The organism is Psychroserpens sp. Hel_I_66 (genome assembly GCF_000799465.1).
Lineage (GTDB): Bacteria > Bacteroidota > Bacteroidia > Flavobacteriales > Flavobacteriaceae > Psychroserpens.
Genome location: NZ_JUGU01000001.1, coordinates 1,562,877 through 1,581,615 on the forward strand (window position 1 = coordinate 1,562,877; position 18,739 = coordinate 1,581,615).

The 18,739-nt window shown below is 33.6% G+C and carries 20 protein-coding genes and 2 tRNA genes; 11 read left to right on the plus strand and 11 right to left on the minus strand.

The window, feature by feature from the left end; translation table 11 throughout:
* Positions 1 to 98: 98 nt before the first annotated feature.
* From GQ40_RS07100 to GQ40_RS07140, 9 genes are all read right to left on the minus strand, one after another.
* Positions 99 to 827 (minus strand): hypothetical protein, encoded by a 729-nt coding sequence (locus GQ40_RS07100; RefSeq protein WP_047547015.1) that lies wholly within the window; start codon positions 825 to 827, stop codon positions 99 to 101.
* The gene (locus GQ40_RS07105) at positions 817 to 1,737 is read right to left on the minus strand and encodes an aminotransferase class IV (RefSeq protein WP_047547017.1); all 921 of its coding nucleotides are present in this window, start codon (positions 1,735 to 1,737) and stop codon (positions 817 to 819) included. Before GQ40_RS07105 ends, GQ40_RS07100 begins: the two co-directional genes overlap by 11 nt.
* A gap of 75 nt (positions 1,738 to 1,812) precedes the next feature.
* Complete coding sequence (locus GQ40_RS07110; RefSeq protein WP_047547020.1) at positions 1,813 to 2,859, minus strand: AI-2E family transporter; 1,047 nt, start codon at positions 2,857 to 2,859, stop codon at positions 1,813 to 1,815.
* 79 nt (positions 2,860 to 2,938) lie between these two features.
* Positions 2,939 to 4,477 (minus strand): replicative DNA helicase, encoded by a 1,539-nt coding sequence (gene dnaB, locus GQ40_RS07115; protein WP_047547022.1) that lies wholly within the window; start codon positions 4,475 to 4,477, stop codon positions 2,939 to 2,941.
* 167 nt (positions 4,478 to 4,644) lie between these two features.
* Positions 4,645 to 5,598, minus strand: a complete 954-nt coding sequence (locus GQ40_RS07120) for an acetyl-CoA carboxylase carboxyltransferase subunit alpha (RefSeq protein ID WP_047547024.1) — start codon at positions 5,596 to 5,598, stop codon at positions 4,645 to 4,647.
* Between the two features lie 55 nt (positions 5,599 to 5,653).
* Positions 5,654 to 6,568 carry a DMT family transporter gene (locus GQ40_RS07125; protein ID WP_047547027.1) on the minus strand — a complete coding sequence of 305 codons (915 nt, stop codon included), beginning with the start codon at positions 6,566 to 6,568 and terminating at the stop codon, positions 5,654 to 5,656.
* Positions 6,555 to 7,625, minus strand: coding sequence for an LptF/LptG family permease (locus GQ40_RS07130; protein ID WP_081990185.1), 1,071 nt, complete (start codon positions 7,623 to 7,625; stop codon positions 6,555 to 6,557). Before GQ40_RS07130 ends, GQ40_RS07125 begins: the two co-directional genes overlap by 14 nt.
* Complete coding sequence (gene tgt, locus GQ40_RS07135; protein WP_047547031.1) at positions 7,626 to 8,756, minus strand: tRNA guanosine(34) transglycosylase Tgt; 1,131 nt, start codon at positions 8,754 to 8,756, stop codon at positions 7,626 to 7,628.
* Entirely contained in the window at positions 8,756 to 9,109 is a 354-nt protein-coding gene (locus tag GQ40_RS07140) for a hypothetical protein (protein ID WP_047547033.1), read from the minus strand. Before GQ40_RS07140 ends, tgt begins: the two co-directional genes overlap by 1 nt.
* 208 nt (positions 9,110 to 9,317) lie before the next feature.
* Here GQ40_RS07140 and GQ40_RS07145 point away from each other — a divergent pair, with 208 nt between their 5' ends.
* The 3 genes from GQ40_RS07145 (at position 9,318) to GQ40_RS07155 (ending at position 11,908) form a co-directional block, all read left to right on the plus strand.
* The gene (locus GQ40_RS07145) at positions 9,318 to 10,163 is read left to right on the plus strand and encodes a transketolase (RefSeq protein ID WP_047547036.1); all 846 of its coding nucleotides are present in this window, start codon (positions 9,318 to 9,320) and stop codon (positions 10,161 to 10,163) included.
* A 44-nt stretch (positions 10,164 to 10,207) separates the two neighbouring features.
* Positions 10,208 to 11,161, plus strand: a complete 954-nt coding sequence (locus GQ40_RS07150; RefSeq protein ID WP_047547038.1) for a transketolase family protein — start codon at positions 10,208 to 10,210, stop codon at positions 11,159 to 11,161.
* Between the two features lie 156 nt (positions 11,162 to 11,317).
* Entirely contained in the window at positions 11,318 to 11,908 is a 591-nt protein-coding gene (locus GQ40_RS07155; protein WP_047547040.1) for an outer membrane beta-barrel protein, read from the plus strand.
* A gap of 80 nt (positions 11,909 to 11,988) precedes the next feature.
* Here GQ40_RS07155 and GQ40_RS07160 read toward each other — a convergent pair whose 3' ends face one another.
* Entirely contained in the window at positions 11,989 to 12,909 is a 921-nt protein-coding gene (locus GQ40_RS07160) for an FKBP-type peptidyl-prolyl cis-trans isomerase (protein ID WP_052184178.1), read from the minus strand.
* A gap of 126 nt (positions 12,910 to 13,035) precedes the next feature.
* Here GQ40_RS07160 and GQ40_RS07165 point away from each other — a divergent pair, with 126 nt between their 5' ends.
* Complete coding sequence (locus GQ40_RS07165; RefSeq protein ID WP_047547042.1) at positions 13,036 to 13,416, plus strand: RNA-binding S4 domain-containing protein; 381 nt, start codon at positions 13,036 to 13,038, stop codon at positions 13,414 to 13,416.
* 45 nt (positions 13,417 to 13,461) lie between these two features.
* Positions 13,462 to 13,965, plus strand: a complete 504-nt coding sequence (locus GQ40_RS07170) for a phosphoribosyltransferase family protein (protein ID WP_047547044.1) — start codon at positions 13,462 to 13,464, stop codon at positions 13,963 to 13,965.
* Here the strand turns inward: GQ40_RS07170 and GQ40_RS07175 are convergent.
* Positions 13,957 to 14,475, minus strand: coding sequence for a shikimate kinase (locus GQ40_RS07175; protein WP_047547045.1), 519 nt, complete (start codon positions 14,473 to 14,475; stop codon positions 13,957 to 13,959). The two genes, GQ40_RS07170 and GQ40_RS07175, sit on opposite strands and share 9 nt — an antisense overlap.
* Before the next feature lie 129 nt (positions 14,476 to 14,604).
* Between GQ40_RS07175 and GQ40_RS07180 the strand changes: the two genes are divergently transcribed.
* The 6 genes from GQ40_RS07180 (at position 14,605) to GQ40_RS07205 (ending at position 18,728) form a co-directional block, all read left to right on the plus strand.
* A tRNA-Lys gene (locus GQ40_RS07180) sits at positions 14,605 to 14,677 on the plus strand.
* 55 nt (positions 14,678 to 14,732) lie between these two features.
* Positions 14,733 to 14,816, plus strand: a tRNA-Leu gene (locus GQ40_RS07185).
* Positions 14,817 to 15,013: 197 nt separating this feature from the next.
* A complete protein-coding gene (locus tag GQ40_RS07190) occupies positions 15,014 to 15,913 on the plus strand; it encodes a MerR family transcriptional regulator (RefSeq protein ID WP_047547047.1) in 900 nt (299 codons plus the stop codon).
* A gap of 53 nt (positions 15,914 to 15,966) precedes the next feature.
* Positions 15,967 to 17,433 carry a phytoene desaturase family protein gene (locus GQ40_RS07195; RefSeq protein ID WP_047547048.1) on the plus strand — a complete coding sequence of 489 codons (1,467 nt, stop codon included), beginning with the start codon at positions 15,967 to 15,969 and terminating at the stop codon, positions 17,431 to 17,433.
* Between the two features lies 1 nt (position 17,434).
* Positions 17,435 to 18,274 carry a phytoene/squalene synthase family protein gene (locus tag GQ40_RS07200; protein WP_047547050.1) on the plus strand — a complete coding sequence of 280 codons (840 nt, stop codon included), beginning with the start codon at positions 17,435 to 17,437 and terminating at the stop codon, positions 18,272 to 18,274.
* A gap of 4 nt (positions 18,275 to 18,278) precedes the next feature.
* Positions 18,279 to 18,728 (plus strand): sterol desaturase family protein, encoded by a 450-nt coding sequence (locus GQ40_RS07205; protein ID WP_047547052.1) that lies wholly within the window; start codon positions 18,279 to 18,281, stop codon positions 18,726 to 18,728.
* The last annotated feature ends 11 nt before the right edge of the window (positions 18,729 to 18,739 follow it).

Here is an 18,739-nt window from a genome sequence, read left to right on the forward strand (position 1 = left end):
GGTTACTATCTTTTTCATAATTGAAATATACTCAAAAATTATTCCGAAGCTTAATAGTTTAATATAGTTTTAAAAGTTTTTTGGCTAAAACCTTTTTTTTAGGTTAAGGCTAACTTTTTTAATTCATTATAATAAGGTAAACACTCCTCTAATAATGATTTTAAATGCTTCGGAAATGAATCTTTTTTTGGCTCATATTTCGCAAAACCAGAAGATTTATGCACATTCTCATACCAATATGTAGACCAAACGCCATCCTCTTTACGTTTTGAGGGTTGCCAATTAAGCATATGTTCATCAAATGGAATTTCTACATGATCACATAATTTCCTCAAGACACTTTGAGGATTTAACAATACATTTTTGGCATCAAGAACTACAAAGTCTATGTTCTTGCTTTTAAACTCTTTAATTAAATCTACGTGCAGTTTATAGCCAACATCCTCAATTGTTGGGTTTTTGATCACTCTATCAAACGAGGGTAACATTTCTTTTGGATCGCGAGTAAGGATGACATTAGTCAACTTGCTCATGAATGAACGGTCTAAATCTAACAAATGATGCGTCATATTCTTGAAGAAAAGCACTTCTGCTTCCGAAGAATTAAGCATCATATCCACCACTTTTGCTCCATCATTCTCCATTGTCGCTAATATCTCTTCTGCTCCAGGGTGATATTCACTAGCTTTAGAATTCCGAAGATAATAACCATATAAAGGCTCATCAAAAACCTTTGTATCCTTACGTTGTGCAAAACTGTACATCAAAGCTGTCGAAATATTACGCGGTCCAGACCAAACCGAAATTCGCTTTACATTATTTGACATTTAAAACAGCTTCTGCAATTAAATCATTGTATAATCTACTTAACTTTTTGGTCATATCGCCATATGATTTGTCACCAATTGTGCGACCATCAATTTTTGTCACTGGAGTTAGACCTCCAAAAGTTCCTGTAACAAAAGCCTCATCTGCTCCGTAAACATCAAACAATGAAAAATCTTTTTCATGACACTCTATATCGTTACGTTCGCAGGCCTCAATCACTTTAGCTCTCGTGATCCCGTTCATACAATATTTACCGGTAGACGTCCATACTTCGTTGTTTTTTATGACGAAAAAGTTTGTTGCATTACAGGTTGAAACGAATCCATTGACGTCCAGCATTAACGCTTCATCTGCTCCAGCTTCAATGGCTTGAATGAGCGCTTGGACCTCGTGTAATTTACTGTGGCAATTAAGTCTGGGATCTAAATAATCTGGCGAACCACGTCTAATTGTAGATGTAAAAAGCGTGATTCCTTTTTCTTTACTGTCTTGGGAAGCTTTTTTATACTCTGGTATAATAACAATATTAGGTCCGGAAATTGTAAGTCTAGGATCTTGTGATGGTGTTTTTTTTATGCCTCTTGTAATCATAATTCTAACGTGAACATGATCTGTCATTTTATTTTTATCCAAAACTTCCCAGACAATTGCAGTCAGTTCTTTTTTAGAAAACGGAAATACCATACCAACACTTGCTGCAGAAGACCACAATCTATCTAAATGATCTTCTAAAAAAACCAGAACACCTTTATGCAAACGCAACGCTTCCCAAATCCCATCTCCAACAAGATAACCGCTATCAAATACAGATATTTTTGCATCTTCTCTTCGGAAATAGTCTCCATTCACATAAATCTCTATGTCTTTATTTCTGTCATCTGCGACAGCATTGTGCGTACCGTGAACCATATTTAATACTTAAATTGATTCTAGAAAGATAATTATTTTGTGAGAGAATTTTAAGATTTACAAAGTAATTAAATACTACTTTTTTATTGATTTTATGGAACGCTCGGGACCAGAGAGTAGAGACGCAATTGTTTTGGTATTTGGAAATTGCTCTAAAATAATTTTAATAAACACAGTAATTGGAATTGCCATAATCAATCCTGGAATTCCCCAGATAAATCCCCAAAGCATGAGCATAATAAGCACAGCTATAACATTTATCGAAAATGATTTACCCATAAATATAGGCTCTAAAATAGCTCCAAAAACAACCTGAACTCCTGTTATTGAAATAATAAAGAACAATAAGGCACTTGTAGGATCTAATTCTACAAAAGCAAAAATAGATAACAGGATAACGCAAATAAATGAGCCTACCATTTGTACAAAATTGATTAAGAATCCAAAGAGACCCCAAAATATAGGGAAGCTCACTTCAAAATATACACAAGCTAAACCAGTAAATAATCCCGTAAGAGCGCTAACTAAAAACTTAACTTTAATAAAGGTGATTAAATCTCTTTCTATTTTTATAAACGCTTTTACTGAGGTATGCTTGCGCTTTAAAATCGTATTGTTCAAAACTTGATGCATGTTTATAGACTCTGATAACCAAAGAATAGTAAAAAAAACAATCATCAAAATATTGGTTAGAAATTTTCTAACGAAATCCACTGTAGAACCTATATTATCTTTTGCAAAAAATTGTGACAAAAAATTACCGTCTGGATTATACTCCATCCCAACCTTATCTTGCATGTAAAGCATTAAGTCATTAATTTTAACTTCTGCTTTAGCGAAAAAACCTGTATTATTTGATAGAATTTGTTTACTTGATAATTGCACCAACTCCACTCCTATCATGACGCCAACAACAATGAGCGAAATCACGATGATGATACTTATTAATCTTGGTACATTTCGTCGTCCCAACCAACGCATTAATGGCAAAAACAATAATGCAATAAACATCGAAGAAATTAAAGGAATAAATATAAATGATAAAATCTTGAGTAGATAAAATACCAAAGGAACCACTATAAATAATAGTAGCACATTAGTAGTACGTCTTTGTTCTAACATGAGGCAATGTTTGTTTTCTTAATAGCAAATGCAAATTTAATGGAAAATGTCTTTAATTGAATTAAGACTATCTTAAAATTTAAAAAGGCACATCATTATCATCCTCTTCTGGTGCACCAAAAGCATCATTTGCAGACGGAAATTTATCTGGAGTAAACGTATCATCGTTTGCTGCTGCATTCATTTTAGAATGGAATTCGCCAAATGGTGTATCAAAATCATCAAGGTTATCAAACTTACCTAAATGACCAACAAACTTTAATCGTATGTTTTCCAATCCACCATTTCTATGCTTAGCGACTATGAATTCTCCTTGACCTTCGGTTGGTGAACGTTCCTCATCATCCCACTCGTCAATTTTGTAGTATTCTGGTCTGTAAATAAAGCTTACAATATCTGCATCTTGCTCAATCGCTCCAGATTCACGTAAATCTGAAAGTAACGGACGTTTACTTCCTCCACGGGTTTCAACTGCACGTGACAATTGCGATAGCGCTATAACAGGTATAGATAATTCTTTAGCCAAAGCTTTAAGATTTCGGGAAATTGTTGAAATTTCTTGCTCACGATTTCCTCCTTTTTGACTTCCTCCAGCTGTCATTAACTGTAAGTAATCTACCATTATGACCTTGATTCCGTATTGTGAAGCTAAACGTCTAGCCTTTGCACGTAAATCAAAAATAGAAAGTGATGGTGTGTCGTCAATAAATAACGGTGCTTTTTCTAAAGTTTTCACTTTAACGTTCAACTGTTCCCACTCGTGCTTTTCCAATTTTCCTGTTCTTAACTTTTCTGAAGAAAGGCTCGTTTCCGAAGAAATTAAACGCGTTATCAATTGAACCGATGACATTTCTAATGAAAAGAACGCTACCGGAATATTACTATCTACTGCAATATTTCTCGCCATTGTTAAGGTTAATGCGGTTTTACCCATACCTGGACGTGCTGCGATAATGATTAAATCACTTGGCTGCCAACCCGAAGTCAATCGATCTAATTTGGTGAAACCTGTTGGAATCCCACTCATCCCCTCTTTATTGGAGATTTCCTCAATTTTCTTTTTGGCTTGGATAACTAAGCTTTGTGCGGTTTCGGTAGATTTTTTGACATTACCTTGCGTAACTTCATACAATTTTGCTTCTGCATTATCCAATAAATCAAAAACATCCTTAGTCTCGTCGTATGCTTCTTCTATAATTTCGTTGGAAATTTTAATCAAACTACGCTGAATATATTTTTGAAGAATAATACGTGCATGAAACTCAATATGCGCAGATGACGATACACGTTGAGTTAATGAAATCAAGTAAAAATCACCACCAACTAAATCTAACTTTGCGTCTTTTTTTAATTGACTGGAAACGGTTAATAAATCGACCGGTTCACTGTTTTCAAATAATTTGAAAATTGCTTCAAAGATATGTTTATGGGCATCTTTATAAAAAGCATCTGTACTTAGTATATCAATAACCTCATCAACACCTTTTTTATCAATCATCATTGCACCAAGCACAACTTCCTCTAAATCAATAGCTTGAGGTGGTATTTTTCCTTTCTCTAAACTAATGATAGTGCTTTTATCGACTTTGTAGCCTTGTAGTTGGTTAGGTTGTTTCATAACTGCGAATGTAAATAAATTGTAAACTAAAATTGAATTTTTAAAATCTTCAATCTTAACAGGTCATCAACAATTTAACTGTTGATAACTTGTTAATATTGTTAATAGCCATAAAAAAAACCGAAACATAATGCTTCGGTTAAATGAATGCTATATTTTAAAACGGATTAGCCTTTAAAAACTCCCATCTCTAAGTATTTTTCCATACGTTGATTCACCAAATCTTTTGGTGATAAGTTTTTAAGTATCTCATAATTTTTTTCGATGGCTTCTTTTACTGCTAAAAAAGCAGCTCTTCTATCTGTATGTGCTCCTCCTAATGGTTCTTTTATAATATCATCTACCAACTTGAGTTTCTTCATATCTGGAGCAGTCAGTTTTAATGCATCTGCAGCACGCTCTTTATATTCCCAGCTTCTCCATAAAATGGATGAACAAGATTCTGGTGAGATTACTGAGTACCACGTGTTCTCTAACATTAAAACGCGATCTCCTACTCCTATCCCTAGTGCTCCACCAGATGCACCTTCACCAATTATAATTGTAATAATTGGCACTTTAAGCCTTGTCATCTCGAGAATATTTCTGGCAATGGCTTCTCCTTGTCCGCGCTCTTCTGCTTCCAACCCTGGATATGCTCCTGGTGTGTCAATTAGAGTGACCACAGGTATTCCAAATTTTTCGGCAGATTTCATTAAACGTAATGCTTTACGGTAGCCTTCGGGATTTGACATTCCAAAGTTTCTATACTGACGCGTTTTAGTATTAAAACCTTTTTGTTGACCTATAAACATATAAGATTGGTCTCCTATTTTACCTAAGCCACCAATCATCGCTTTATCATCCTTGACATTACGGTCACCATGCAGTTCTAAAAATGATTCTCCACAAAGTGCTTTAATATGATCTAAAGTGTATGGTCTATCTGGATGCCTAGACAGCTGCACACGCTGCCAAGCTGTTAAGTTTTTATAAATCTCTTTTTTGGTTTCAAGAAGCTTTTTTTCAATTTTCTTACAGGTTTGGGTGACATCAACATCACTCTCCTCGCCTATTAACTCGCATTTCTCAAGTTGTTCTTGAAGTTCTTTTATTGGTAATTCAAAATCTAAATATTCCATAGAAATTTTGATAGTTTTAAATTAAAATTAGTTAGTTAATACAAATATAAAAACTTTAATCTGGTTTATTTGTAAAGGCTCTTCGATTTTTATAAGTCTTGTAATTTTTAAGTATGCCATCGGCTAATACTGTGGTCAATACCAAAAATGCACCATAATAAAATTGTGTGCTCATAAGTTCGGTTTCAGGAAATAAAAATAACGCCAATCCTAAACCATATAAAGGTTCTAAATTATAGGTCAATATCACTGTATAAGGACTTAAATTTTTCATTACGCCAACAGAACCAATAAACGCGTAGGCTGTACAAACAGATGCCAGTATTAGCAAATACATCCAATCTGATGTTTTTAGGGTGAAAAATTCCGCAGAAAATCCACCTTGAAATATCAATATGAAAAATGTCAGAAACACAACTCCGCTAATAAACTCATAAAATGATATAACGGTGGCACGATGTTGTGCTATAAAACGACCATTGATCACTGCAAATAACGTTGAGAACAATGCTGAAGAAATACCGAGTAAAATACCATTTATGTATTTTATTTCGCTTTGCGTGATTAGAAATATTCCTATTATTACGATGATTCCAAAAATGATCTCATACCAAATAATCTTTCGCCTATAAATTAAAGGCTCAATAAAAGACGCAAAAAAAGCGCCTGTTGAAAACATGGCCAATGTGATTGAAACATTGGATTGATTGATGGCTTCAAAAAAGGTAATCCAATGAAGTGCTATGATAATTCCTGCTCCAAAAAACTTTAGCTTGGCTGTTGTTGAGACTTTAATTTTCAGCTTAACAATTTTAATATATAGGTACATTAAAATTCCTGCAATTAGCATTCGGTACCAAACCAAAGCAGTTGAACCTATAGATATTAATTCTCCTAAAATAGCAGTGAAACCAGCAATAAAAACAAGCAGGTGTAAATGAAGATAATTCTTTAATTTATCGTTTTGCATTGAAGAGCAGATAAGCTGCTAAGATACCAAAAACAACATTGGGTAACCATACAGCAACTATTGGCGAAAAACTGGATTGAGATGCCATAACACCAAAAACTTTATCAAAAAACACAAATACCATGGCTACGGTGATCCCAAAAGCAAGGTTGATTCCCATACCGCCACGTCGTTTAATCGAAGACACGGAAACTGCAATAATCGTCAATATAAATACTGAAACCGGTAAGCTCCATTTTTTGTACTTCACCACTTGATAACGTCCAATGTTTGATGATCCTCTGCGCTTCTCTTTTTCTATAAATTTTGTAAGTTCATCATATTGAAGGGTCTCGGCAATATATTCTTCTGGCGTTAGATCGTCTGTATCAAACTCAAACTGCATCTCCTTTCTATTTTCAGTTTCAATGATATCCTCTGTTTTGCCGAAGGTTCGCCTTGTATAATTTATTAAACGATATGTGCTGTCACGATCTGTAATAGATTGCGCAGTAATTTTGTAGATGAGCTTATTACCTTCAAAATGTTCTAATGTAAAATTAGAACCTCGTTTTGTTACAGGATTAAAACTACTTACATAGATGTAATCATTATCGTTTATTTGTCGATAAATATTTGTGGTTTTGGTAACGTTGGCATTATTTTTTAGATACTTGTATTTAAACTCATTAAACCCCTTACTTGCATTTGGCGCCAGATATAATCCCATAATTAAGGCCAAACTCGCAATGATGGTTGCACCAATCATATACGGTCTTAAAAATCTCCAAAATGAAACGCCTGAGCTCAAAAATGCAACAATTTCAGTATTATTGGCGAGTTTGGAGGTGAACCATATCACAGAAATAAATAAAAATATTGGATATAGAAGATTGGCAAAATAAATCGTAAAATCAAGATAGTATTGCGCCACTGCTCCAAAAGGCACTTCACGTTCTAATATTTTACCAATTTTTTCAGCAAGATTTACTGTAATCCCAATGGGAATAAACAGCAGCAACATCATCAAAAATGTAAATAAATAGCGTTTTAATATGTACCAATCTAATATTTTCACCTATAATCTTTTATCCATTTGTTTCACCATCTTATCTTTCCATTCTCTAAAATCTCCTGCTATGATATGCTTTCTTGCTTCTCTTGTAAGCCACAAATAAAACCCTAAGTTATGGATTGTCGCGATTTGTTTTCCTAATAATTCATTTACCGTGAAGAGATGCCTGAGGTAGGCTTTGGTATATTCAGTGTCTACAAATGTAATTGCCATTTCATCTATAGGTGAAAAATCGTCTGCCCATTTTAGGTTTTTTATGTTAATGCTACCGTGAGCTGTAAAGAGCATCCCATTTCTGGCGTTTCGAGTTGGCATTACACAATCAAACATATCGACACCAAGTGCAATATTTTCTAAAATGTTTATTGGCGTGCCAACTCCCATCAAATAACGTGGTTTTTCCCAAGGTAATATTTCACAAACTACATCTGTCATGGCATACATCTCTTCTGCTGGTTCTCCAACTGAAAGGCCTCCAATGGCATTCCCTTGAGCTCCAGCGTTTGCGATATATTCCGCAGATTGTTGTCTTAGATCTTTATACGTACTTCCTTGAACAATTGGGAAAAACGTTTGTTCGTAATCATATTTAAAAGGCGTTTTATCTAAATGCTTTAAACACCGTTCTAACCAGCGATGCGTCATATGCATCGAGCGTTTAGCATAATTGTAATCACATGGGTAAGGTGTACATTCATCAAAAGCCATGATGATATCTGCACCGATGCTGCGTTGGACTTCCATTACATTTTCCGGAGTAAAAACATGGTAGTTCCCATCAATATGGGATTTAAATTTTACACCTTCTTCTTTAATTTTTCGATTGGCAGATAATGAATAGACTTGATAACCTCCAGAATCGGTCAAAATATTGCGGTCCCAGTTCATAAACTTGTGCAAACCACCAGCTTTTTCCAAAATTGGAGTTTGAGGTCTTAAATACAAGTGATAAGTATTTCCTAAAATAATATCTGGATTAATATCATTTTTAAGTTCTCGCTGGTGTACACCTTTCACAGAGGCAACCGTACCAACAGGCATAAAAATAGGTGTCTCAATCTTACCATGATCTGTTGTCATCACACCAGCTCGAGCTTTACTTTGAGGGTCACTTGCTTTTAATTCGAAATTCATTAAATACTTTGAGTTGAATTGTAAAATAGGGTTAGTAAATAAGGGAAAACCAAAAAATTGGCCAACACAAAAACTATAGCTACATACAATATTTTATTATTTGCTTGTCTTCTTTTATGAACGATAGAGAGCACAACGGGAACCAATAAAAACAGTAAAAACCAAAGACTCATCTTTAGTATACCAGTCATTAGATTTGGCACAACGTTTTTTTCTGCTGAGATGTATTCTCCTACTTTAATGAATTCATTGAAATTCTGAATCTCATCAATATCCAATATGGAATTGATAAGGAGAACTATCCCAATTATAATCGCTAAAATGCCAAATATATTCTTCTTTAAAAAGCCCATCAACGCGCAAAGATAATTATCTAGACGTATTTAGGTCTTAAACATTTAATAAAATTATGCTTCGGAAACATAAAATCTAGTTTTCATATTTCATTTAAATAAAAATTGTTAGCAACTGACTAAAATCGTTAATAAGTGCAAGCTCTCTATTTTTGATTAGCCTCATTAAAACTTTATTTTTGAAGCTGAAAATAATCACACTCATTATATGCCAAACACACAACAATTACAGGATTTAACAACACAAGTTCGTAGAGATATTTTACGAATGGTTCACAAAGTAAATTCTGGTCATCCAGGAGGCTCCTTAGGATGTGCCGAATTTTTTGTAGCACTCTACCAAGAGATTATGGATAGAAAAGACACCTTTGATATGGACGGAATTGGAGAAGACCTATTCTTTTTATCAAATGGTCATATTTCGCCAGTTTTTTATAGTGTCTTAGCTAGATCTGGCTATTTCCCTGTAGATGAACTTAGCACATTTAGATTAATAAATTCCCGCTTACAAGGACACCCTACAACCCATGAAGGTTTACCGGGAATTCGGGTAGCTTCAGGATCATTAGGTCAAGGCTTCAGCGTTGCCTTAGGTGCTGCGCAAACCAAAAAATTAAATAACGACAAACATTTAGTCTATAGCTTGCATGGTGATGGTGAATTACAAGAAGGCCAAAATTGGGAAGGCATCATGTATGCTGCAGCAAATAATGTTGATAATATCATTTCAACAATTGATTTAAACGGTCAACAAATTGATGGCCCAACAGATGTTGTCTTGCCAATGGGAAACATTAAAGGAAAATTTGAAGCTTTTGGGTGGACAGTTGTTGAGATCAATCAAGGTAACAATATTGATGAGATCCTAAAAGGAATGGAAGTTGCAAAATCAAAGACAGGCAAAGGAAAACCTGTTTGCGTACTCCTTAAAACAATTATGGGCAACGGAGTAGATTTTATGATGCACACCCATGCTTGGCACGGTAAAGCTCCTAATGATGAACAATTGGAAATTGGTTTAGCTCAAAATGCTGAAACTTTAGGAGATTACTAATACAACTTTTAATTAAATAGATAACCACTCAAGTGGGCATAACTATGAATACATATACAAATACAGGAAATAAAGATACGCGCTCAGGCTTTGGAGCGGGATTAACAGAATTAGGTAAAACCAATGAAAACGTTGTTGCACTTTGTGCAGATCTTATTGGATCTTTAAAAATGGATGAATTTAAAGCCAACCATCCCGAACGTTTTTTTCAGGTAGGAATTGCCGAAGCCAATATGATCGGGCTTGCAGCAGGAATGACCATTGGAGGTAAAATTCCATTTACGGGTACCTTTGCAAACTTTTCTACAGGTCGTGTTTACGATCAAATTAGACAAAGTGTTGCCTACTCAGATAAAAATGTAAAAATCTGTGCATCTCACGCGGGATTAACTTTGGGAGAAGATGGTGCAACACACCAAATTCTTGAAGATATTGGTTTAATGAAAATGCTGCCAGGAATGACCGTAATCAACACTTGCGATTACAATCAAACAAAAGCAGCAACCCTAGCCATTGCAGATCACCATGGACCTGTTTATCTTCGCTTCGGAAGGCCAAAAGTGGCGAATTTCACTGCGGAAGATCAAAAATTTGAAATAGGAAAAGCTGTTAAACTTACCGAAGGAAATGATCTTACCATTGTCGCTACTGGCCATTTGGTTTGGGAAGCTCTCGAAGCTGCTAAAACATTGAATGATAAAGGAATTTCTGCGGAAGTCATAAATATCCACACCATAAAACCTTTAGACGACAAGGCAATTATAGAGTCTGTTTCAAAAACAGGATGCATTGTCACTGCCGAAGAGCACAATTATTTAGGAGGTTTGGGAGAGAGTGTTGCTAGAGTTTTGGCAACTAAAAAACCAACTCCTCAAGAATTTGTTGCAACACAAGACACATTTGGAGAATCTGGAACTCCAGAAAACCTGATGGAAAAATACGGACTCAATGCTGATGCTATTGTAAAAGCTTCAGAAAAAGTGATGAAAAGAAAATAATCTATCTTAATCCTATTAAAAAAATCCGGTTTCTTTAAGCTGGATTTTTTTGTTTTATGACATTATTTGAGATTTAATTTTTCCGAAGAAAAAGAAATAATTATCCTTTGGCAGCGTTTTTGATATTGTACATCTAAATCACAAAAAACGAATATTATGAAGAAATTAGTTATGAGTGCGTTTTTATTAACGTTATTATGTTTTACTGCCAATGCGCAAGAAGGGAGCGCTTTTGGAATAAAAGGAGGTTTAAATTATAGTGCCAATGGCGATTATTTTGAATCTATTGGAGACAATGCCAAAAACCCAGATCGCAACATTGGTTACCATATTGGTGTCTTTGGTAAGATTGGAAATGATTTTTATTTAAGACCAGAGCTTATTTATACAAACACAAAAAGTGATTATGAGAGTGATGAATTTGTTGTTAAAAAGATTGATGCACCTTTATTAGTTGGCGCTAAGATTATTGGTCCAATTAGCGTGTTTGCTGGACCTTCTTTTCAATATATTTTGGATACTGATTTTGATGGAATAGATATTGGTAATGTTGAAGATGATTTTTCGGTTGGTTTAAATTTTGGAATTGGATTAAACTTTAATAAAATTGGAATCGATTTGAGATACGAAAGAGGATTTAGTGAAAATGAAGCGACTTTTATTGGTAATAATTTAGGCGAGGGCGCTGTTAGTAGAATTGATACCAGACCAGATCAATTGATTTTGAGTTTGTCTATTGCCCTGTAATGATTCGGATTTAAAAAAAGTAAAAAAAAGACGCCTAATGGCGTCTTTTTTATTTTCTTATTTAGAACAAAAAAAATTATTTAGGTATCTGTTTGGTTACTCTCAGTAGAATCTGCATCTAAATAATTTGGGATCCCATCTCCATCTGAATCATCATTAGTTGGATCACCGTCATTGTTAAGATCTTCGTATATAGTCAATACACCGTCGCCATCATCATCAACATCAAGGAAGTTTGGCACGCCATCACCATCTGTATCATCGTCTGCAATGTTCTCATTACCATTTACATCTTCTATATGAGTGAGCACACCGTCACTATCATTATCTACAGGACTAGAATCATATAATTCAAACTTAAATATCAAATTCGAATAGGAAGGAATTCCTACTTGACCTTGGTTGAAATATCCTAAACCTGATGGTAAAAACATGACACCAAAACCATAATTAGAATAGGTGACGGTACCATCAGAATTCTCAAATATGCTTTCAGCAGTTTTGAAATCCTGTAAAACATCCTTCCAACCTGGTACGACACCTAACAAATTAAATACTGCTGGATTGACAGAACTGTCGAAAATATCTCCATCTTGTAATAATCCCGTGTAATTTATGCTAATATTGTCTGTGAAATTTGGTTGAGGACCTCCTAAGCCAGGATTTAAATCTAAAACGTAGTATACATAATCTTGTTCTAGATATGATGTCATACCTAATGTTACATCATTCCATAACAATTCATTAGGGTTACCATCTTCATCTAATGGAGATTCTGATATAATAATATCTTCTTTAGAATAATCTATAGTAGGATCACTAAAAAAAGATTTATTATAATAATGGGTTTGCAAATATTCTAAAAGAAGTTCATCATCTGTAATTTGCTGTTCTCCTCTATCACGTGGAGGTGGAATGCTTACTTCATCATCATCTGGTGTACATGCAAAAAACACAGCAGCGATTGTGGTTATTAATATGAATATATTTTTGTAATTCATAGTCATTAAATGGTCTTAAATTCAAAAGAGATTTGAATTGTTGATTATTGCTTATTTTTAAGGCGCAAGATACAATAATATAATATTTTTGCGCTATACAATTAACGTCAATTTCACAGTTTTAATATGAGAATAGATAAATATCTTTGGTGTACCAGATATTGTAAAACACGAAGTATTGCAACAAATGCTTGTAAAAAGGGTCATGTAAAAATCAATGGGCAAACTGCAAAACCAAGTAGAGATGTCTATGCCACTGATAAAATAGAGTTCAGAAAAAACCAAATAAACTATCAACTTATAGTCAATGACTTACCAGAAAGCAGAGTTGGCGCTAAAATTGTCAATTTATATGTTACCGACGTCACTCCAAAAGAAGCGTTTGAAGCAAATGAAATGCTAAAGTACTCTAAAGAATACTATAGGAAAAAAGGCGTTGGGCGTCCTACAAAAAAAGACAGACGTGATCTTGATGATTTTTACGAAACTCCTGAAGAAGATTTATAAAATTAACAAAACCGTTTATTAACTTTGAAAAAATAAACCGCCAAAATGGATACTACTCAAGACATTATTCTTAACCATCAAGAGATACAAAACAAGATTAAACGTATTGCTTATCAAATTTATGAAGCTAATGTTTATGAAGAGGAAATTATTCTTGCTGGGATAGCGGATAACGGATTTATCCTCGCAAAAAAACTAAAACAATCACTTGAGAAAATTTCTGATCTCAAACCTATTCTTTGTAAAGTGGTGATTGACAAAAAAAATCCCTTGAACAATGTGTCCACTTCACTTACAGAAGCAGAATATAAAAATAAATCTATAGTTCTAATTGATGATGTTCTCAACTCTGGAGGCACATTGATTTATGGCGTAAAACATTTTCTGGATGTACCCTTAAAACAATTTAAAACCGCTGTATTAGTAAATAGAAATCACAAAAAATATCCTGTTAAGGCAGATTTTAAAGGCATTTCACTATCTACTTCTCTTCAAGAGCATATTGAGATTGAATTATCAGGCAAAAATTATAAAGCCATACTAAAATAGACCTAATAAAATTTTTTCGATGATTTGGTTAACAGATTTATCATCTGTACTGATTTTATAATTTGACTTTTCATAATATGGTGCACGTTCAAACAAATGTTTTCCGATAAATTCATATAATTCCTCAATATCATCTATATGAGAAATCAAGGGCCTTTTAGATTTTTCCAAAAACAATCTTTTTGATAATGTTGTTATAGTCGCTTTTAAGTATATAGTTTTTATATTTTTTGATGATGTCATTATTTCTAAATTATTACCATAGCATGGTGTTCCACCTCCTAAAGAAACAACAGTATTTTTCAAAGAAAGCATATCTAAGAGAGATTGGCTTTCTATTTTTCTAAAATATATTTCACCTTTAGATTCAAAAATAGATTTTATCGAAGCATTTTCTTTTGTTTCTATATAATGATCCAAATCTATAAAATCGAAATCCAAAATATTGGCTAAGCTTTTACCAATTAGCGATTTTCCAGAACCCATATACCCAACTAAAAATAAAATCATTTTTTTCTTATAAATTGATTATTAAAAACATAACTAATACTTAAACAAAAAAACAAAAAATTATCTAATAATACGTTTGGATTTTTAATAAAACGTTTTATATTTGCACCCTCGTTAGAGAAACTTATTGACCAGTTAGCTCAGTTGGTAGAGCATCTCCCTTTTAAGGAGATGGTCCTGGGTTCGAGCCCCAGACTGGTCACAAAAAATTAGTTAAGCACTTCGCTTAACTTTTTTTTTATCTTTACTGAAATAATGCGCACGTGGCGGAATTGGTAGACGCGCTAGCTTGAGGGGTTAGTGGACATTAGTCCGTGGAAGTTCGAGTCTTCTCGTGCGCACTTTATTTAAATCACTTTAAAACCTTTAATAAAATCACAATTCTATTGATATTTATCAAGGTCTATTTTTCCCAAATCATATAATTTCAATTGCTCATTTCAATAGTTCATAAGTTGTATTCTTTTGATTATATCTGAAATAACAGTAGAAAAATGTTAAAAAAAGCTTATTTTTGTTTAACCTTCTTAAACCAAATATGAACAATATAAAAAGCACCTTTAGCATAAAGGATCTCGAACATCTTACTGGCATAAAAGCTCATACTATTAGAATTTGGGAAAAAAGGTACAATCTACTCCAACCAGAAAGAACTGACACCAACATTAGATGCTATTCGCTAAGCAGCCTACAAAAACTTTTAAATATTAGTTATTTAAATAATAATGGCTATAAAATCTCAAAAATAGCATCTTATGAAAGTTCGAAAATTCCTGATCTGGTAAAAGAAGTAGCAATTAAAGATCAAACCAACAATCATACATTGAGTACTTTTAAGCTCGCAATGGTTAATTTTGATCAAAAGCTATTTTATGATACCTATAGCAGCTTAGTAGATGTAAAATCTTTTGAATCTATATTTTACGAAGATTTCATCCCTCTACTTTCTGAAATTGGCATGCTCTGGCAAACAGACACCATTACACCCGCTCAAGAACATTTTGCTACAACGTTAATTCGACAAAAGATATTAATAAACACAGAGAAAATTCAATCTCAAAATCAAATTAAATCCAAAAAAGTATTTGTACTCTATTTACCAGATAATGAAGTTCATGAGCTAGGTCTCATGTTTCTCAATTATCAAATAATTGCAAGTGGCCATCAAAGTATCTATCTCGGCCAGAGTGTACCAATAAAAAGCTTAAAAGATATTTTAGGCTACTATGACGATATTACATATGTCTCTTACTTTACAGTTAAGCCAGATAAAAATAATATTGAATCTTATATTGATGAATTCACTAATACAATATTGAACCATCCGCATACAAAATTTTGGATTTTGGGCAGAATGTTAAGTGAAATAGACATCAAAACTCTCCCAAAGCAAATTCAAGCTTTTGATTCCATAAAAAATTTAGTTAAAAAACTATAAAATTTCACAGCTAAAGTTAACTTTGTTTAACTTTTTTTTAAATTTGTTAGACAATGAAAAAAAGTATATCAATTATTGGTTCAGGATTTTCTGCTTTGGCTGCCTCATGCTATTTAGCAAAAGATGGTTTTGACGTCACTATTTTCGAAAAGAACAGTACTATTGGTGGTAGAGCTAGACAATTCAAAAAGGATGGCTTTACGTTTGATATAGGTCCAACCTGGTATTGGATGCCAGATGTTTTTGAACGATTCTTTTCAGACTTCAATAAAAAACCAGAAGATTACTATACCTTAGAAAAACTCAATCCTGCATATAGCGTTTACTTCGGAAAAGAGGATTACATCACCATTGAGGACACCTTAGAAAAAATTTGTGCTGCATTTGAAGCGGAAGAAAAAGGAAGTTCCAAAAAGTTAATGAAATTTATAGACAACGCTCAAAATAATTACGACGTTGCCATAAAAGACTTAGTTTATAGACCAGGAGTATCTCCATTTGAATTGGTCACTCCCGTAACCATAAAAAAAATAGGTCAGTTTTTCAGCACCATAAAAAAGGATGTTAGAAAAGAATTCAAAAATGACAGACTGGCTATGATTCTAGAGTTTCCCGTTTTGTTTCTTGGTGCCAAACCAGATAACACGCCATCCTTCTATAGTTTCATGAATTATGCCGATTTTGGTATCGGCACATTTCACCCTAAAAAAGGAATGTACCAAGTTATATTGGCAATGGAAAGTCTCGCTAAAAGCTTGGGCGTAAAGATCAAAACAGAAAACTCAATTGATAAAATTAACGTAGATAATGGTAAGGCAACCAGTATAACTGTTAATGGAGACATTTATAAAAGTGATATTATTTTGAGTGGAGCAGATTATCATCATACCGAAACACTATTAGACTCAAAATACGTTCAATATTCTGAAAATTATTGGGAGAAAAAGACCTTTGCTCCCTCCTCTCTATTATTTTACGTTGGTTTTGATAAAAAATTAAAAAACGTAAACCATCATACCTTATTTTTTGATGTAGACTTTGATGTCCACGCCAAAGATATCTATGACAACCCTAAATGGCCAGACAACCCCTTATTTTATGCAAGTTTCCCATCTATTACAGATGAAAGCTCTGCCCCAGATGGCAAAGAGGCTGGCATTTTTTTAATTCCGTTAGCACCAGGATTAGAAGACACTCAAGAGCTACGTGAAGCATATTTTAACAAGATTATTGATAGATTTGAAAATCTAACCTCTCAAAGCGTCAAAAAAAATATTATATTTAAAGAATCCTTTTGTGTAAATGATTTTATCAAAGATTACAATTCATATAAGGGCAATGCATATGGTATGGCAAATACGCTTTTACAAACTGCATTTTTAAGACCCAAATTGAAAAGTAAAAAAGTGAGCAACCTATATTTCACAGGACAATTAACGGTTCCAGGACCAGGAGTTCCGCCTTCATTAATTTCAGGAAAATTAGTGGCAGAACTTATTAAAAAACACCACAGTAATTAATATGAAGTCAATTTTTGATTCTGTTTCCCATAAGTGCAGTAAGACCGTAACAAAATCTTACAGTACTTCTTTTTCATTAGCAACTAAAATGTTGTCAGACTCAATACGTCAGGATATTTATAATATTTATGGCTTTGTAAGATTTGCTGACGAGATTGTTGATACGTTTCACGACTACGATAAACAGACATTATTTGATAATTTCTCCAAAGATTTAGAATTGGCATTAGAGCAAAAAATTAGTTTAAATCCCATTTTAAACTCTTTTCAAGAGACCTATCATAAATACAATATAGACAAAAGTCAAGTAGACGCATTTATGAAAAGTATGCGTACAGATTTACATAAAAGCACCTATTTAACAGATGATGAATACAAACAGTACATTTACGGTTCTGCAGATGTTGTTGGGCTTATGTGCTTAAAGGTTTTTGTTAAAGGTGATAACGAAAAATATGAGTCCTTGAAAGATTCTGCAATGAGTTTGGGGTCTGCTTTTCAAAAAGTTAATTTTCTTAGAGACTTAAAAGCAGATTTTGAAGACTTAAGTCGTACCTATTTTCCAAATACAGATTTAAACCACTTAGACGAAGATTCTAAGCAAGCAATAATTTTGGATATTGAAAATGATTTTTCCGCTGGACTTGAAGGTATTAAACGTTTGCCCTTAGAAGCGAAATTTGGCGTTTTTATGGCATATCGCTATTACAGCCAACTACTTAAAAAACTCAAAAAGACACCTGCTTTAGAGATAAAATCTGCTCGAATTAGAGTACCAAATTATAAAAAGTTTGAATTGCTCACCAGGAGCTATGTCAAATATCAATTAAATTTAATGTAATTACATGCAAACTATATATTGGATATTAATTTTCTTAGGCGTTTTTAGCATTATGGAATTTATGGCTTGGTTTACACATAAATACATCATGCATGGCTTTTTATGGAGTCTACATAAAGATCACCACCACAAAGACCATGACAGTTGGTTTGAGCGCAACGATGCCTTTTTCATTTTCTATGCCATTGTAAGTATGGTGTGTTTCTACCTTTGGAGCTATGAAGGCGTCTGGTATTGTTTACCTATAGGACTGGGAATCATGGCATATGGAGCAGCATATTTCGTTGTGCACGACATCTTTATACACCAACGTTTTAAATTGTTTAGAAACGCAAATAACTGGTATGCCAAAGGCGTGAGACGTGCCCACAAAATACACCACAAACATCTTGGCAAAAATAAAGGTGAGTGCTTTGGGATGTTATTTGTACCATTTAAGTATTTCAAAAGATAGCACCTAATTAT

Excerpts from the sequence above, each read along its gene's own strand:
- GQ40_RS07145 (WP_047547036.1), top strand. The coding sequence starts at position 9,318 with ATGCCAAACACACAACAATTACAGGATTTAACAACACAAGTTCGTAGA.
- dnaB (WP_047547022.1), bottom strand. The coding sequence starts at position 4,477 with ATGAAACAACCTAACCAACTACAAGGCTACAAAGTCGATAAAAGCACT.
- GQ40_RS07170 (WP_047547044.1), top strand. The coding sequence starts at position 13,462 with ATGGATACTACTCAAGACATTATTCTTAACCATCAAGAGATACAAAAC.
- tgt (WP_047547031.1), bottom strand. The coding sequence starts at position 8,756 with ATGAATTTCGAATTAAAAGCAAGTGACCCTCAAAGTAAAGCTCGAGCT.
- GQ40_RS07200 (WP_047547050.1), top strand. The coding sequence starts at position 17,435 with ATGAAGTCAATTTTTGATTCTGTTTCCCATAAGTGCAGTAAGACCGTA.
- GQ40_RS07160 (WP_052184178.1), bottom strand. The coding sequence starts at position 12,909 with ATGAATTACAAAAATATATTCATATTAATAACCACAATCGCTGCTGTG.
- GQ40_RS07205 (WP_047547052.1), top strand. The coding sequence starts at position 18,279 with ATGCAAACTATATATTGGATATTAATTTTCTTAGGCGTTTTTAGCATT.
- GQ40_RS07190 (WP_047547047.1), top strand. The coding sequence starts at position 15,014 with ATGAACAATATAAAAAGCACCTTTAGCATAAAGGATCTCGAACATCTT.
- GQ40_RS07110 (WP_047547020.1), bottom strand. The coding sequence starts at position 2,859 with ATGTTAGAACAAAGACGTACTACTAATGTGCTACTATTATTTATAGTG.
- GQ40_RS07150 (WP_047547038.1), top strand. The coding sequence starts at position 10,208 with ATGAATACATATACAAATACAGGAAATAAAGATACGCGCTCAGGCTTT.
- GQ40_RS07175 (WP_047547045.1), bottom strand. The coding sequence starts at position 14,475 with ATGATTTTATTTTTAGTTGGGTATATGGGTTCTGGAAAATCGCTAATT.
- GQ40_RS07165 (WP_047547042.1), top strand. The coding sequence starts at position 13,036 with ATGAGAATAGATAAATATCTTTGGTGTACCAGATATTGTAAAACACGA.
- GQ40_RS07105 (WP_047547017.1), bottom strand. The coding sequence starts at position 1,737 with ATGGTTCACGGTACGCACAATGCTGTCGCAGATGACAGAAATAAAGAC.
- GQ40_RS07100 (WP_047547015.1), bottom strand. The coding sequence starts at position 827 with ATGTCAAATAATGTAAAGCGAATTTCGGTTTGGTCTGGACCGCGTAAT.
- GQ40_RS07195 (WP_047547048.1), top strand. The coding sequence starts at position 15,967 with ATGAAAAAAAGTATATCAATTATTGGTTCAGGATTTTCTGCTTTGGCT.
- GQ40_RS07155 (WP_047547040.1), top strand. The coding sequence starts at position 11,318 with ATGAAGAAATTAGTTATGAGTGCGTTTTTATTAACGTTATTATGTTTT.
- GQ40_RS07125 (WP_047547027.1), bottom strand. The coding sequence starts at position 6,568 with ATGCAAAACGATAAATTAAAGAATTATCTTCATTTACACCTGCTTGTT.
- GQ40_RS07140 (WP_047547033.1), bottom strand. The coding sequence starts at position 9,109 with ATGGGCTTTTTAAAGAAGAATATATTTGGCATTTTAGCGATTATAATT.
- GQ40_RS07120 (WP_047547024.1), bottom strand. The coding sequence starts at position 5,598 with ATGGAATATTTAGATTTTGAATTACCAATAAAAGAACTTCAAGAACAA.